Below are 13,640 nucleotides of genomic sequence, written 5' to 3'. Positions count from 1 at the left end.
TCAGTCCTCTACCGCTCCAGCTCGCCGGAGATGCCGCGCTCGAGGTTCGCCTGTGTCGTGGTGGGCAACACCAGCAGGCCGTCGAGTTCGTTGCGGGCCACGTCGTAGGCACGTTGACGTTCGTGTGCGGCCGCCGAGGGGTCGGCCGCGACGCGTAACAGGCTCTGCGCCCGAGTAATTCGCTGCTGATCCGCCCGGGAGAAATCGTTGCGGCGCCTGCGAATCGCTTCGGCCTCGGCGGCGTTGAATGCCGTGACGTAGTCCTCGACGGCGGCCATGTACCGCGCGGCGCCTTCCCGGTCGTCGAGCAGATCCTCGGCCTTGGCGGGGCGCAGGAAATCGGCCCGCAGCTTGGCTTTGTGGAACGCGATCGTGTTGGCGTCGCGCATGTCCGTCATCAGCGGGAAATCCAGCAGTTTGGCGACGTCGAGTTCGTACTCGAGCCAGCGCGCATCCGTGCGGCCATGTTCATCGAGGACGCGGCGGATGGAGCGCCACCGGGCCGCTGAACTCCTACCGGCGCCATCGGTGGCGGGCGCGTCGGGTAATTGTGTCCGGTCGAAATCCTGCGACTGCTCGTCCGTGCGTCGTCGGTAGGCGCCGAAGGCGCGCACGGCGGCGACGATCGCACCCGTCAGCGGCAGGATCACGATCAGCAGCTCCGCCAACCGGAATACCAAACCCACATGGCCAGGATGCCACCAGGCACCGCCGGCGTTGCGTCAACTCTGCGGTCGCACCCCGAGCACGTCGCGAAACAAAGCCTGCCGCAACGCCAGCTCACGCGGATCGCTCCAGAGGTGAAACCCGAGCCGGGTCATCATGTAGGCGAACCCGATACCGGTATCCGGGCCGGCGCATCCGAAGGATCCCCCGAAGCCCGGGGTGCCGAAGGCTTTGTCCGACGAGCCGAACGCGAAGCGCGGGACCGGCTTACAGAAACCGAGTGAATACGCCACATCCAGGTGCATCACCTTATCGCGCACGCCCCGGCCCGGCGAAATCGCCGGTGCCGCCAGTGCCTCGAGGATGCCGGGACGCAGCGGAACCTCGGCACCGCCGCGGGCGCATTCGCTCCTTCGGGCAGACGTTCGATCAACCGGTGAACCGCGACGATCAACCCGATCCGGCCGACGACCGGCGCGGGCGGTAGCCTACCGGCGAGCGGCGTCCAGGGCCGTCCGTTTGCTACCACCAGGAGTCGTCATGCCGGGCCGGAACTATTCCTTCGAAGTCACCCGCACCAGCAGTGCGCCCGCCGCGACGCTGTTCCGGCTGGTCGCTGACGGCGCCAACTGGTCGCAATGGGCCAAGCCGATCGTCGTGCACTCGAGTTGGGCGCGTCAGGGCAACCCCGCGCCGGGTGGCATCGGGGCCATCCGCAAGGTGGGCATGTGGCCCGTCTACGTGCAGGAAGAAACCGTCGAGTACGAGCAGGACCGCCGCCACGCCTACAAGCTGGTGGGCCCGCCCACCCCGGCCAAGGACTACGCCGGCGAGGTGGTCCTCACGCCGAATGCCGCGGGCGGGACCGATATCCGCTGGACCGGCTCATTCACCGAAGGCGTTCGCGGGACGGGTCCGCTGATGCGCGCCGCCATGGGTGGAGCGGTCCGGTTCTTCGCGGGCCGGCTGGTGAAGGCGGCCGAGCGCGAATCGCGCGACCGATAGCTTTTTCCTCGGGGCATACGTGTTTGCCGGGCTACGGGGTTTCGCTCCGCTATAGGCGCCGCCCCGCGATACATGACTAGGGGCCGGGGTTTTGCTCGACCCATTGACCCTGTTGCTCAGCTTGCTGAGCCTGCTGTTGGGCCTGTTCGTTCTGTTGTTCGGCCTGCTGCTGGGCTTGTTGCATCTCCTGCTGAGCCAGCTGTTCTTGCAGTTGGGCTTCGTCGTCGCCATCATCTGCGGAAAAGCCACCGTTGCCGATCACGTCGGGTGGGGTCTGCGGAAATTGCGGACCGAAGGGACCGTTAGCCGGCAACGGCAAGTCGGCGGCCTGGTCCAGGAGGCGCACCGGCCCCGAAGACTGTCCGGTCTGCGTTGCATCGGCTCGCGCGGCGTCGAACAGCATGAGCATTGCGATGGCCGCGGCCCCGGCGAACAGTATTCGCATTGTTCGTGATTGCCGATGTCGTCTGCCGGCTGCATCCAACCTGTGGATCTGGGACGCGGTGGTGGTCATACTTGAGATTGCGCCTCGTCACTAGCAATGAGCTGGGTAGCGGTTAGCGCTCGAGTGTGAGATCGCGCAGGTAGCTGATCAGGCGATGTCCGCGTCGACGGTGACGATTACCGATACGGCTAACTCGCGCGATGGTTCGGCATCCGCTATTTCGCGTCGACCTCGTCCTGATATTTCTTCGTCATGTGCGCGACGGCGTCCAACTGCGACTGCGCGAGGTTCTCGCGGGCCTGGCCGGCGCGCTGGGCAGCATCCAGCGTCGGCTGCGCCTGTCCCTGGAAGTGCGGCATCACTTCGGCGGCGAACAATTCGGCGGACCGTCTGGTGGCGGCCGGGTTGGCCCATTCGTGACCCATCTGCAGCATGCAGCCGAACCCGCCGGACTGATCCCACAGCCGCTGCACCTGCTCGCGCGCCCGCTCGGGCGTGCCGATCACGCCCGCCCCGTTCTCGTTGATGACGTCGATCATTTCGTCGAGCTGCTCCCCCGGCATCGTCATCTGCGGGAACGCGGCCACCTTCTGGAAGTACCGGAACCACGGCTCGATGCCGAACTTGACCTCTTCGCGGGCCTGCTGCTCGGTCTCGGCGAGATGGAACAAACCGACCAGGCTCCAGTTCTTCCGGTCGACCTGCGTGCCGAAAGTCGCCGCACGCTCCTCGACGATGCCCCAGTGGTAGGACAGCGCGTTGAAACCCTCGACGGTCAGCGTCGCCCCGATGGACAGCAGGCCGATGCCGTGCTTGCCGGCCAGCCGCGCGCCCGTCGGCGACGCGACCGCAGCGACGGACAGCGGGATCCCGCCGTCGGAGTAGGGGGCAAGCTGCAGCTTGGCGTCGAACAGCTGATGCGTCGCTGTCTTGGCGCTGACCGTCTCCCCCGCCAGCAGCCGGACGACGATGTCGAGATTGGTTTCCAGCAGCTCTCGGGTGTCGGTGGGGGTGAGTCCGATCATCGACGAGTCGCTGGGCAGCGAGCCGGGTCCCACGCCGCCGATGATGCGGCCGTGCGTCAGGTGATCCAGCAGCATCAGCCGGTCGGCGACCCACAGCGGGTTGTGATACGACAGCGAAATGACCCCGGTGCCGAACCGGATTCGCTTCGCCCGCTCGGCCGCGGCCGCGATGAAAATCTCTGGGGAACTGATGATTTCGCTGCCGGCCGAGTGGTGTTCGCCCAACCAGACTTCGTCGAAGCCCAGGGCATCGAGGTGCTCGACGAACCGTAGATCGCGTTGCAAGGCCAGCGTCGGATTGGTGCCCGCCCGGTGGAATGGGGCGATGAAGTATCCGAACCTGAGCTTCGACATTGAAGTCCCCTTGCATCCGAGTTGCGGAGAACCATAACTCGGATTGCGGGTTCGGCCCTAGGTCCCGACCAGGGTTTAGCCGATGGGGCCAGGTGATCCCGGCCCCACCGGCTAGGGAGCAAGTCTTTGTGGTTGCGTTTTAGTGCTAGCTCAACGTGACTCGGTGATCAGTAGCCGCCGCAGACGTTGCCGACGCAACCGCCGCCACCGCCCGGTCCGCCGCCGCCACCGCCGACGCCCGGAATGCTGCCGCCGCCTCCGCCGGGACCGCCGCCACCGGTCGGGCCGCCGGGCACACCGCCGCCACCGCCACCGGGACCGCCGCCACCGGTCGGGCCGCCGGGCACACCGCCGCCACCGCCACCGGGACCGCCACCGCCGGTCGGGCCGCCCGGCTCACCGCCGCCGCCACCGGGTGCAGTGGAGGGCGCGACGCTGGACGACGGCGTGGTCGTCGTTGTGGTGGTGCTGCTGGGACCGCCTTTATGACCGCCGCCGCAGGCGACCGACAGCACGAGCATCGCCGCACCGCCGAACAGTGCGACCGTCGTCCTCGGTCCAGATCTCATCGGATCCCCCAATCTCCACTCGCGCCACTTCGCGCCGCCCACTTTTTCTTACCCCGGGGCGTGGCTGCGCAAACAGATCCTGGCCCCGAGATTGCACCGGACGAAGATGGCCCATCACGCCGGTGTGATGGGCCATCGCAAACAGTGGGTTGCTAGCAGTTCGCTCCCGGAATGCAGCCGGTGAGCGTGGCGAGGTGCACGCCGGGCGCGGCTGTGCCGGGCTGCATCGTCGTGACGCTGGATGGCGGGTGCGTCGTCGGCGTCGAGGCACTGCCCATCGGGCTAATGCCTGCGGCGCCGAATCCGACCGTCACAACAACCGCTGCCGCACCACCGAACACCGCGATCGCCTTCTTGATTGGGGTCCTCATCAGGCGCTCCTCTCTGTTCCGGCGCGTTTGTTAAATCTGAACGCACGTTTGTTACAAGCTAAATCCTACACTTATGCAACTGTGCGCAAGGTAAATTTTCGGCATCGACGGGGCCGGCGAACCTAGATAGTGGGGACACGCGTATGACGGGGTGGCCACCCGGGACGCTGACGACGCACCGGTGCAGGTCGGCGGTGGAACGACGCGATCACTCAGCGGCCGCCGCATCGGTCGATGAGGCGGCCGCGGTCAAGCCGCTGGCTAATCTTCCTTGGTAATCAGCTTGCGCAGCGCGACCCGGTCGGGCTGCAGCAGCTCGGCGATTCGGGGCCGGTTCACCTCGGCGACGATGATCTCGCCGACCTCTTGATACACCTCGCTGAAGATGCCATGCGACTTCATCTTCGAGGTCTGATATTGGTTGTCCTCGGTCGGCGTCACGTAGATCACCGCGTCGGCCTTGAAGCGATGCACCAGCCACAGGTGGATCAGGGTCATCAGCCGCTTCTGCCGTAGCTTCTCGGCGAAGGTGTTCTGGTCGCGCACCTGAAGGATGCTGCGGCCGTGCCGGTCCTTGATTGGGTCGACCACGACGTTGGCCAGCTGCTCGTCGTCGTTGCCGTAGATGCCGAGTTCCAGCACGTCCGAGCCGGCCCGGCGGGGCCGCAGCTGCACCCGGAGTTTCTCACCGAGGCTGTAATTCTCGCTCCACATCGCCAGCCACTCCTCGAGCAGCTTCTTCGGCACCTCGGTCTGCACGAGGTGCTGGTGTTGGGTCGAGCCCTCGCCCATCGCCTTGGTGGTTGCGGTGCGACCCGAGGAAGCGGTCAGCGCCGCATCGCTGCGCGGCCCGCCGACCAGCGTTTGCGGTGTGCGGTAAGGGGATTCGACCAGGCGCATCTTGCGCTGCAAGCGGGCCAGCGCCAGCATGCCGTCCTGTTGCAACGAGGTGGCGAACTCCTCGGCCGCCACGCCGTCGATCTGGTGCCCGCCGTAGGTGATGAAGTTGAAGACGAAGCCCATCTTGCCCAGCTCCTCGGGGAACTGCTTCATCTGCTCGTCGGTCATGCCGGTGGTGTCCCAGTTGAACGACGGTGACAGGTTGTAGGCCAACATCTGGTCGGGGAACTCGGCGTGGATGGCGTCGGCGAACTGTTTGGCGTCGGCCAGGTCGGCGGTCTTCGTCTCCATCCACAGGATGTCGGCGAACGGCGCGGCCGCCAGTGACTTCGCGATGGCGTACGGGATGCCGCCGCGGATCTGGTAGTAGCCCTCGGGGGTCTTCGCCAGCTCGCAGTCCCAACCCGGGTCGACGCCCAACTCCTTCGCCTTGGTCTTCGCGGAGTACAGCGACGCTCGCACCGCGAAGGCCCGCCACTCGTCGGCGCTCATGTCGGCGGGCTCGCCCTCGCTCGCATCGAATTCGAGCACGTCAGCCACGGCCTCGCCGTAGGTCATCAACCCGGCGTCGTCCTCCCAGGCCGCCACGAAGCGCGACTCGACCTGGTCGAACAGGTCATCGATCGACTGTTTCCCGTTCTCGCGCCAGGCATTGACGGCGTCGGAGATCACGCCCTGGATGCCTTGGCGCTCGAGCCAGGCCCCGGCCTCGGCGTACTCCCCTTCGGGTAGCGCATAGAGAAGGTGACCGTTGAGGTCTTTGACACCCAGCTCGTAGAAGCGGCGCACCATCGCCAGGAAGCACGACTTGTACGAAGGGATGTTGAGGTTGGTGGCGCCGAGCAGGAACGGCTGGTCGCGCTCGTCGGCCCGGCTGTCGAGCAGGTTGGCCGCCTCCGCATCGGTGCGGGCGACGATGATGCCGGGCACCTTCATGATGTCGAGCTGGAAGCGCGCCGCGTTGAGGCGTTTGATCTGCTCGTCGGATGGCACCAGGACTTTCCCGCCCTGGTGACCACACTTCTTGGTGCCGGGACGCTGGTCCTCGATGTGATATCCCGGCACACCGACCTCGACGAATCGCCGGATCAGGTTGCGCACGTGCGGGTCACCCCCGTGGCCGGTGTCCGCGTCGGCGATGATGAACGGCCGGTAGTCGTATTCGGTGGCGGTGGCCCGCTGTTGCTCACTCATGCGCAGGCGCTGATACTGCTGGTTGCGGTCGGCGGTCAGCAGCGCGCGCACCAGAACCGCGGCGTCGTCGGGCACCTGACTCAGCGGGTAGCTGGCGAGGTCGGGACCGGGGTCTTCGGTGGTGGAGCCCTTGGCCGACGTCGCCCAACCGCCCAAGTAGATCCCCTCGATACCCATCCGCTTCATCGCGACCGCCTGACCCGGTGAGTACGGGCCGAACGTGGTGATGCTCTTCTTGTCGGCGAACAGCTCGCGCAGTCGCTCGTAGAAAGCGGCCGCCGCGTTGCGGGCGACGGTGTAGTCGGTGGGGATGGTGCCGCGCTGCTCTGCTACCTGGCGGGCGGTGAAGAGGCGCGTGATGCGGGCAAAGCGCGGATCGTCGAAGTATTGCTGCGTGGCAGCGATCTCTTCGCCAAACGACGGCCGGACCTGCGTGTCCTTATCAATGATCGCCATGTCTTCACGCTCCTCTTTGCACGATTCCACTGAGCGTGAGTCTATCCCCGTCAACGGCAGTTCAATCAGGGGTCGAGCGACTTGAGCCAAAACTGTTGCCACACCCTGTACTTGCGACAGTTTCCGGCGCCGGGTCGGTGATCGGCGCGGACCGTTGGCCGGTCATGGTGAGCGTTTGGCGGGGCGCCGCTCCGTCGTGCGGCCCCAACGCGTTGGGAGACAATACCTTTCGACACAGTACCGATCACGGCGCCGCTGCACGACGGGCCAACCAGTCCCGCTGGCGACGGACGAACTCCGCGTCGACGGCCCTGCCATGGCCCGGGACGTAGATCGCCTGGGGGCCCCCGACCGCCAGGAGGCGGTCCAGGGTCGCGGGCCAGGCCGCGACATCGGAGTCGGCGTCGATCGCGGGGTCTGCGGACTCCTCCACCAAGTCACCGGTGAACACCACGACCCGCTCGCCATCCTCCGTCCCGGGCACGATTACGACCAGGTCCGACGCTGTATGGCCACGGCCGAGGTAGGCGATCGTCACCGTCCGATCCCCCAGGTCGACGACGGCGTCGTAACCGCCGCTGTGCGGGGGGCGCAGTGCGTCGATCGCCGCGTCCACCTCGGTGGCGTCGGCACCATGACGCAGCGCGTCTTGGCGAAGGTGGTCGGTAGCCGATGCAAGGTAGTCGACCACCTCGGGCGCACAGTGAACCTGCGCCCCGCTGAACATCGACGAGCCCAATACGTGATCAAAGTGCTTGTGCGTCAACACGATATGCCTCACCGGGCGCCCGGCAAGCAGCCTGACGTCGGTATCGATCGCGGCCGCCTCGGTGAGGGTGGTCCCGGTGTCGACGAGCAGCGCCCCGGCGCGGCCGCACACCAGACCGACGGACACATCGCAGAACGGGAGCCGGCAGCGATGCACACGGTCAGTCAGGCGTTCCCAGGCGAAATGCACACCCAGGAAGCTAGCCGCCGCGGGTTCCGGCGACCGTGCATTTCCGCCGAGTATCACGTCGGAAATAGTTGACATGTCGGGAATGTCCGACATATGGTGCTGACCGTGCCTGGCGTCGATCGCATCTTCCTCGCCTTGGCCAGCCCGGTGCGACGCGAACTGCTGGAGATCCTCTTTGACCAACCGCTCTCGGCGGGGGAACTCAGCGCACGGTTCGAGCTCAGCCGGCCCGCGATCGCCGAGCACCTCAAGGTGCTGCGTGACGCGGGGCTGGTGGCCGACCGGCCGCACGGGCGTCATCGCATCTACCGACTGACCGCCGAGCCATTGGCGGAGCTCGGTGAGTGGCTGCATCCGTTCGAGAAGTTCTGGCGTGCCCGCCTGGCCAACCTCGCCGAGGTAGCAGAGGAGCTGGAATGACTGAAACGTCACGGTTCGCGACGATCCGGGTGGATCAATTCGTGGCCGCTCCACCGGCCAAGGTGTGGCGATTGCTGACCGAACCCGACACTGACCTGGCGGCTGGAAGCCGAAGGCGGCGGAACCCGAGTGTTCTTGGAATACAGCGGATTTGAGCTCGATGACAACCGCATGGCTCAGGCCTTCGAGCGGATGGGACCGGGATGGCGCGACGTCGTCCTCCCCCGCCTCTCTGAGGTCGGTGCTCAATCAAGTCCCTGACGCGCCATGCATCTGGTTTCGAGCCGCACTGCTCGGGCTATCTCCCCGACATGGCTATCACCGATTCGCGCGAAGTCGTCATCGAAGCGACGCCCGACGAAATCATGGATGTGCTGTTCGACATCGAGTCGTTGACCGAGTGGTCGTCGGCCCACAAGGAGGTCGAAGTGCTCGAGCGCGACGACCAGAATCATCCGACCAGGTCCCGACAGGTCGTCAAACTCGTCGGCGTCAGTGACGAACAGGAACTCGAATACACCGTTCACGACGACGGTGTGGGCTGGACCCTGGTCAGCGCCAAACAGCAACGCGCTCAAGAGGGCCGGTACACGCTGACACCCGAAGGTGATTCCACCCGGGTCCGCTTCGAGCTCACCGTCGACCTGGTGGCGCCCGTGCCCGGATTCCTGGTCAAGAAGGGGGCCAAGAGCCTGATGGACACGGCCACCGAGGGACTGCGCAAGCGGGTCCTCGAAGTCGAGAAGCGCGGCAAGTAACTTCAGCGTGCGCGGGTGAAATCGGGTCCTTCCCGACTGTGGGCATGCGAGTCAGACTGTTATTCATGGAATCGATGCCGGCGGGGACGTTTCACCGAATCACGGCGATGATCGGTGCGCTGGCGATCGCGCCGGCGCTGGTCGGCTGCGGCGGCCAAGGTAATAGCCACCTGACGACGTCCTCGACGCCGAAGATCACCACCCTCGGCCGCACGGCGCCGAACGCGCCCGCGGACCGACCGTTGACGATCAGCAGCCCGGCTTTCACCGAGGGTGCGCCGATTCCGGTGCAGTACACCTGCAAAGGCGCCGACATCGCACCGCCGCTGGCGTGGTCGGCGCCCTTGGGCGCGGCCCTGGTCGTCGACGACCCCGACGCCGTCAACGGGCTGTACGTTCACTGGGTCGTCATCGGCATCGCCCCGGGTTCCGGGAGCACCGCCGACGGTCAAACTCCGGCCGGGGCGACCGCCTTGCCGAACACGGCGGGCCAGCCGGCGTACAAGGGTCCCTGTCCCCCGGCGGGAACCGGCACACATCATTACCGGTTCACCCTCTATCAGCTGCCCAACGACTACCAGCTGCCCGGCGGCCTGGCCGGCGTTCAGGCCGAGCAGACGATCGCCGGCGCCGCGACCGCGCAGGCGCAGCTCACCGGGATGTTCGGCGGCTGATTCGGCCGATTCACGACGCGTCGTCGAGCACCTGGTACGCGGCGTTGTAACCAGGAGTGAAGGTGATGCCCGGTCCGCCGTGGCATCCGGCGCCGCCAAGGTAGAGACCGTCGATTCCGATCGGCATGTCCAGGAAGCCTTTCGGGCCCGGCCGGTTGGGCCCCATCAGATCGGGGTGTAACAGCCCGTGGCAGAAGTCGCCCGAGGGTGCGCCGAACATGGAGTTCATGTGGTAGGGCGCGAACGTGATGTGGCGTATCACGATGTCCTTGAAGTTGGGCGCCAGGCGGGTGATCTTGTCGATAACCCGTTGCGCCATTTCGTTTTTGAGGTGGCCATGCTGGTCGCGGCTGACTTCGACCGGGAAGGCGTAGGCGAACGCGCTCGCCGCGTGCTTGCCGGGCGGCGCCATGCTGGGGTCGTGCACTGAGGGGATCTGCATTCCCATCGACGGGTTGTCCGGAACGATGCCCCGGCGGCAGTTTTCCCAGTGCAGCTGTTGCTCCTCGGGTGACCCGAAGATTCCGACCGACTGTTGCATGCCTTCCTCGTTGAGGAACTCATAGGGCGGGGCGAATTCGGGCAGCCCGTCCAGGGCGAAGTGGATCTGCACGAACGAGGCTCTGTGGTCACGGCCGGAGACGCGCGAGACCAGCTGGGCGGCAACGTGTTCGGGTGCGATCAGCTCGGTGAGTGTAATGTCGGGTGACAGGTTGGACACCACGATCGGCGCCGAGATCGTCGATCCGTCTCGCAGTCGCACGCCAGTCGCGTGCCCTCGGTCGACGAGGATCTCTTCGGTCTTGGTGCGGAACCGGATCTCGCCACCGTGGGCGATGAAAAGCTCACGCAGGTGTTCGGTGAGGGCACCGATGCCGCCCTTCAGCTTGGTCATCATCGCGGTGCTGTTGTCGGGCACCGCTAAGGCAAACGCCAAACAGGTTGCGCTGCCGGGCGTGTACGGGCCGCGGTAGGTCGAGTTGACGGCGAGGAATGCCAGCATCCCGCGCATGACCGCGTGCTTGTGTTTGTCGGGCAGGTAGCGGTCGATCACGTCCATGGCCGAGCCGAACAGCATTTCGTGAATCGCCCGGCGTTCGTCGTCGTTGGTCGCACAGGCATACATCTCGTCGAGAGTCTTGGGTGGCTGGCGGACCTCGAAGCGGCCCAGCGCCTTCGCCGGTCCCTGACTCCAGCCGATCAGTTCGGCCATGCCGGTGACCGCCTCCAGCCCGTGTTTCTCGCTGAGGTGCGTCATCAGCCGCATCGGGTCCCGGTAGAAGATCATCGGCTCTTCACCGTGTTCGCCAATGTTGGTCGACATGACGTCGGGCTCCACGGCCGGCAGCGTGTCCAGCCCGAGGTCCTTGGTCAGTTGGCTTGCCATGGGAAACTGCACCGAACCGGCGATCTCGTACCGGAAGCCGTCGATCAACTCGACCGTGGCCGCCATGCCGCCCGCGTAGGTGTTGGCCTCCAAACACACGGTGCGCAGCCCCGCGCGTTGCAGGATCGCCGCGGCGGTCAGCCCGTTGTGCCCGGCGCCCACCACGATTGCGTCGTAATCGGTATTGCGCATGGTCGCGGGCCTCGTCTCCGTCGGGTAGTCGCGTGCCAAGGATATGTCAGTACTGACACGATAGGAAGATGTCAGTCGTGACCCACTCGGCTGGGATACGATCACCGCTGAGATGACCGCCCCGGGCAACCGTCATGAACAACGACGCCGCTCGACGCATGAAGCGCTGCGCCGAGCGGCGTTGAAGAGCTTCGCCCACAAGGGCTTTGCGAACGTCACCGTCACCGAGCTGGCGCGCGAGGCCGGTGTCACCGAACGCACCTTCTTTCGGCATTTTCCGACCAAGGAGGCGGTGCTCTTTCAGGACTACGAAACCCAGTTGGAATGGCTGGCCGAAGCGCTTGCCCAACGCCCGCCCTCGGAATCTCTGTTCGATGCGGTGCTGGCCAGCGTTGCCGCATTCCCGCACGATCTCGAAGTGGTGCGCCAAGCCGCGACCGCTCGCGCGGAGTTGATCGGCGCCGAGCGCATTGCCGGCCACCTGCGGGTCGTGCAGTCCTCGTTTGCCCGCGTGCTCACCGACTTCGTCCGGGCGCGGAATGCGGAGCTGGCGAACATCGACCTGGCAGCCGAGGTTGCGGGTTCCGCGATCGCCGCGGCCCTCGTTGCGGCGGTGGAGAATTGGGGCCGCAGAGGTTGTTCGGGTGACCTTGGCGAAGACGTGACCGCGAGCCTGGAGCTGGTGCGCTCAGGTTTGGCGCCGCTTGCCTAACCGGCAGGGGTTCGGGTGGCCAGTCGAAGCAGCCCCCGGCGCAACTGCTTGTCGCGGGTACCGGCGGCCAGCTCGACCAGCGCGACCTCGGCGACCGCGGCGACCAGCAGCGCCGCGATCGGTTCCGGCGGCACCCATCCGAGTGCCTTGAGATCGGGGATGATCAAGGCGGCCGCAGTCTCGTTACGTGCAGCCACCAGATCGCTCAGCCTGGCCTCGGTGCGCGATTGAACCAGCAGCGCTTTAGTTGCCGGCTCGGCCAGGCACCCGTCCAGATAGGTGTTCACTCCGGCTCGCAGCCGATCGAGTCCGGGCGGCAAATCAGCCATCGCGGCGGTAATCGTTTCTTCCAGCTGGTCGTGGAACCGCGCATGCAGGGCGCGCACATATTCGCTGCGGCTGGGCCAGTGCTGGTAGAAGCTGCCTTTCGCCATGCCGGCCTCGGCGACGATCGCGTTGACCGAGATCCTGGCCAGGTCGGCGGTCGACAGCAGGCGCTGTCCCGCGTCCAGCAGCGCGGTGCGGCCGGGCTCGGGCGGCCTCATCGCGGCCCGGCCTTGCGCTGGCTGGGGCGCGCGAGAATATCCGCGCTCTGTTCGCAGATGTGCTGCATCATCGCTATTCCTCGTCCCCTTGCCACGGCTGTCGATTGGTTATAGCGTACCGGAATGACCGACCAGTCGGTCATGCGAGTGGAGGGAGTTCTCATGCCGACCATCCAGACTCGGGCAGGGCGCGTTGCCTATGCCGAGATCGGCAGTGGCCCACCGGTGTTACTGCTTCACGCGAATCTGCACGACCGGCATGACTTCGACCCGATCATCGACACAGTGGCACGGCGCTACCGAACGATCGCGCTGGACTGGCCGGGGCACGGGGATTCCGACCCGGTTGGCCCCGACGTCGAGCCCAGCGCGCCGCTCTTCGCCGATGTGCTCGAAGACGTCGTGGACGATTTGGGACTGTCGCGGGTCGTGCTGATTGGCAACTCTGTCGGTGGATTCGCCGCTGCTCGGCTCGCGATCAATCGTCCCGATGCCGTCGCCGGTTTGGTCCTGGTGAACTCGGGCGGGTTCGTTCCCTGGAACGTGGTGTCCCGCAAGATGTGTGCGGTGTTGGGCATACCGGCGGTATTCCGGTGGACCGCTCCCCTCTTCGTTCGCAGCTACATGAAGGCTCAAACGGATAGCGACCGCGACGTCGCCGCGAGCGCGATCGCCGCGGCGAAGACGAAAGAGGGCATCCGGGTCGGTACCGGTCTCTGGCGCAGCTTCGCCACGCCCGGGCACGATCTGCGTGACCGCGCGGCGGAGCTGTCCGCGCCTACTCTCATCGTGTGGGGCAAGAAGGACATCGTGATACCGCTGCGCGCGGGACGCGCCACCCATGAAGCGATCCGTGGCTCCCGCTTCGAGGTCCTCGATACCGGGCACGTGGTCTTCTCGTCGGACCCCGAGGGTTTTCTGGCCGTGGCAGAGCCGTTCCTGGAATCGGTGGTGCGCCGGGTGTGAGCTGTCAGGTCTTTTGCGCGCTTGCCGCGGCCCCATCAACGAA

15 protein-coding genes and 2 pseudogenes are annotated in these 13,640 nt (G+C 66.1%); 7 read left to right on the top strand and 10 right to left on the bottom strand.

Translation table 11 applies throughout. The features are described from left to right. Positions 1-8: 8 nt before the first annotated feature. Both A5782_RS11355 and A5782_RS11350 read right to left on the bottom strand, forming a co-directional pair. Positions 9-686 (bottom strand): hypothetical protein, encoded by a 678-nt coding sequence (locus tag A5782_RS11355; RefSeq protein ID WP_067099463.1) that lies wholly within the window; start codon positions 684-686, stop codon positions 9-11. Between the two features lie 36 nt (positions 687-722). After that, positions 723-1,067 (bottom strand): annotated as a pseudogene (locus A5782_RS11350) (EstA family serine hydrolase); the annotation flags it as partial. Positions 1,068-1,206: 139 nt separating this feature from the next. On the opposite strand from A5782_RS11350, the gene A5782_RS11345 reads away from it, so the two are divergent. Beyond that, positions 1,207-1,671, top strand: coding sequence for an SRPBCC family protein (locus A5782_RS11345; protein WP_067099459.1), 465 nt, complete (start codon positions 1,207-1,209; stop codon positions 1,669-1,671). Positions 1,672-1,747: 76 nt separating this feature from the next. Here the strand turns inward: A5782_RS11345 and A5782_RS11340 are convergent, their stop codons facing one another. The 6 genes from A5782_RS11340 to A5782_RS11315 all read right to left on the bottom strand — a co-directional run bounded on the left by A5782_RS11340 (position 1,748) and on the right by A5782_RS11315 (position 7,943). Next, the gene (locus A5782_RS11340) at positions 1,748-2,185 is read right to left on the bottom strand and encodes a hypothetical protein (RefSeq protein WP_156623886.1); all 438 of its coding nucleotides are present in this window, start codon (positions 2,183-2,185) and stop codon (positions 1,748-1,750) included. 146 nt (positions 2,186-2,331) lie between these two features. Continuing rightward, entirely contained in the window at positions 2,332-3,495 is a 1,164-nt protein-coding gene (locus A5782_RS11335; RefSeq protein ID WP_067099455.1) for an LLM class flavin-dependent oxidoreductase, read from the bottom strand. 167 nt (positions 3,496-3,662) lie between these two features. Next, positions 3,663-4,064: a hypothetical protein gene (locus A5782_RS26125; RefSeq protein ID WP_067099453.1), complete on the bottom strand. Its 402-nt coding sequence runs from the start codon at positions 4,062-4,064 to the stop codon at positions 3,663-3,665. Between the two features lie 152 nt (positions 4,065-4,216). Further along, on the bottom strand, positions 4,217-4,435 hold the full coding sequence (locus A5782_RS26120; RefSeq protein WP_156623885.1) for a hypothetical protein: 219 nt from the start codon (positions 4,433-4,435) through the stop codon (positions 4,217-4,219). 261 nt (positions 4,436-4,696) lie between these two features. Further along, positions 4,697-6,985, bottom strand: coding sequence for an isocitrate lyase ICL2 (aceA, locus tag A5782_RS11320; RefSeq protein ID WP_067099705.1), 2,289 nt, complete (start codon positions 6,983-6,985; stop codon positions 4,697-4,699). 244 nt (positions 6,986-7,229) lie between these two features. After that, positions 7,230-7,943: an MBL fold metallo-hydrolase gene (locus tag A5782_RS11315; protein WP_067099703.1), complete on the bottom strand. Its 714-nt coding sequence runs from the start codon at positions 7,941-7,943 to the stop codon at positions 7,230-7,232. Positions 7,944-8,036: 93 nt separating this feature from the next. On the opposite strand from A5782_RS11315, the gene A5782_RS11310 reads away from it, so the two are divergent. The 4 genes and pseudogenes from A5782_RS11310 to A5782_RS11300 all read left to right on the top strand — a co-directional run bounded on the left by A5782_RS11310 (position 8,037) and on the right by A5782_RS11300 (position 9,795). Next, the gene (locus A5782_RS11310) at positions 8,037-8,363 is read left to right on the top strand and encodes a helix-turn-helix transcriptional regulator (protein ID WP_067099449.1); all 327 of its coding nucleotides are present in this window, start codon (positions 8,037-8,039) and stop codon (positions 8,361-8,363) included. Continuing rightward, a pseudogene (locus A5782_RS25430) lies at positions 8,360-8,624 on the top strand (hypothetical protein). Before A5782_RS11310 ends, A5782_RS25430 begins: the two are co-directional and overlap by 4 nt. 50 nt (positions 8,625-8,674) lie before the next feature. Beyond that, positions 8,675-9,121, top strand: coding sequence for an SRPBCC family protein (locus A5782_RS11305; protein WP_067099447.1), 447 nt, complete (start codon positions 8,675-8,677; stop codon positions 9,119-9,121). 65 nt (positions 9,122-9,186) lie between these two features. Next, positions 9,187-9,795 (top strand): YbhB/YbcL family Raf kinase inhibitor-like protein, encoded by a 609-nt coding sequence (locus A5782_RS11300; RefSeq protein ID WP_067099445.1) that lies wholly within the window; start codon positions 9,187-9,189, stop codon positions 9,793-9,795. A 10-nt stretch (positions 9,796-9,805) separates the two neighbouring features. Here A5782_RS11300 and A5782_RS11295 read toward each other — a convergent pair whose 3' ends face one another. Next, the gene (locus A5782_RS11295) at positions 9,806-11,374 is read right to left on the bottom strand and encodes an NAD(P)/FAD-dependent oxidoreductase (RefSeq protein WP_067099443.1); all 1,569 of its coding nucleotides are present in this window, start codon (positions 11,372-11,374) and stop codon (positions 9,806-9,808) included. A 112-nt stretch (positions 11,375-11,486) separates the two neighbouring features. On the opposite strand from A5782_RS11295, the gene A5782_RS11290 reads away from it, so the two are divergent. Then, positions 11,487-12,086, top strand: coding sequence for a TetR/AcrR family transcriptional regulator (locus tag A5782_RS11290; protein ID WP_067099440.1), 600 nt, complete (start codon positions 11,487-11,489; stop codon positions 12,084-12,086). Here A5782_RS11290 and A5782_RS11285 read toward each other — a convergent pair. Beyond that, complete coding sequence (locus tag A5782_RS11285) at positions 12,083-12,631, bottom strand: TetR/AcrR family transcriptional regulator (protein ID WP_067099437.1); 549 nt, start codon at positions 12,629-12,631, stop codon at positions 12,083-12,085. The two genes, A5782_RS11290 and A5782_RS11285, sit on opposite strands and share 4 nt — an antisense overlap. A 123-nt stretch (positions 12,632-12,754) precedes the next feature. Here A5782_RS11285 and A5782_RS11280 point away from each other — a divergent pair, with 123 nt between their 5' ends. Continuing rightward, positions 12,755-13,597: an alpha/beta fold hydrolase gene (locus tag A5782_RS11280; RefSeq protein ID WP_231986645.1), complete on the top strand. Its 843-nt coding sequence runs from the start codon at positions 12,755-12,757 to the stop codon at positions 13,595-13,597. Positions 13,598-13,640 lie beyond the last annotated feature (43 nt).

This window comes from Mycobacterium sp. 852002-40037_SCH5390672 (genome assembly GCF_001665875.1).
In the GTDB taxonomy this organism is placed as follows: Bacteria; Actinomycetota; Actinomycetes; order Mycobacteriales; family Mycobacteriaceae; genus Mycobacterium.
Note: the sequence above shows the minus strand (reverse complement) of the source record. Positions and strands in the feature narration are given on the sequence as shown.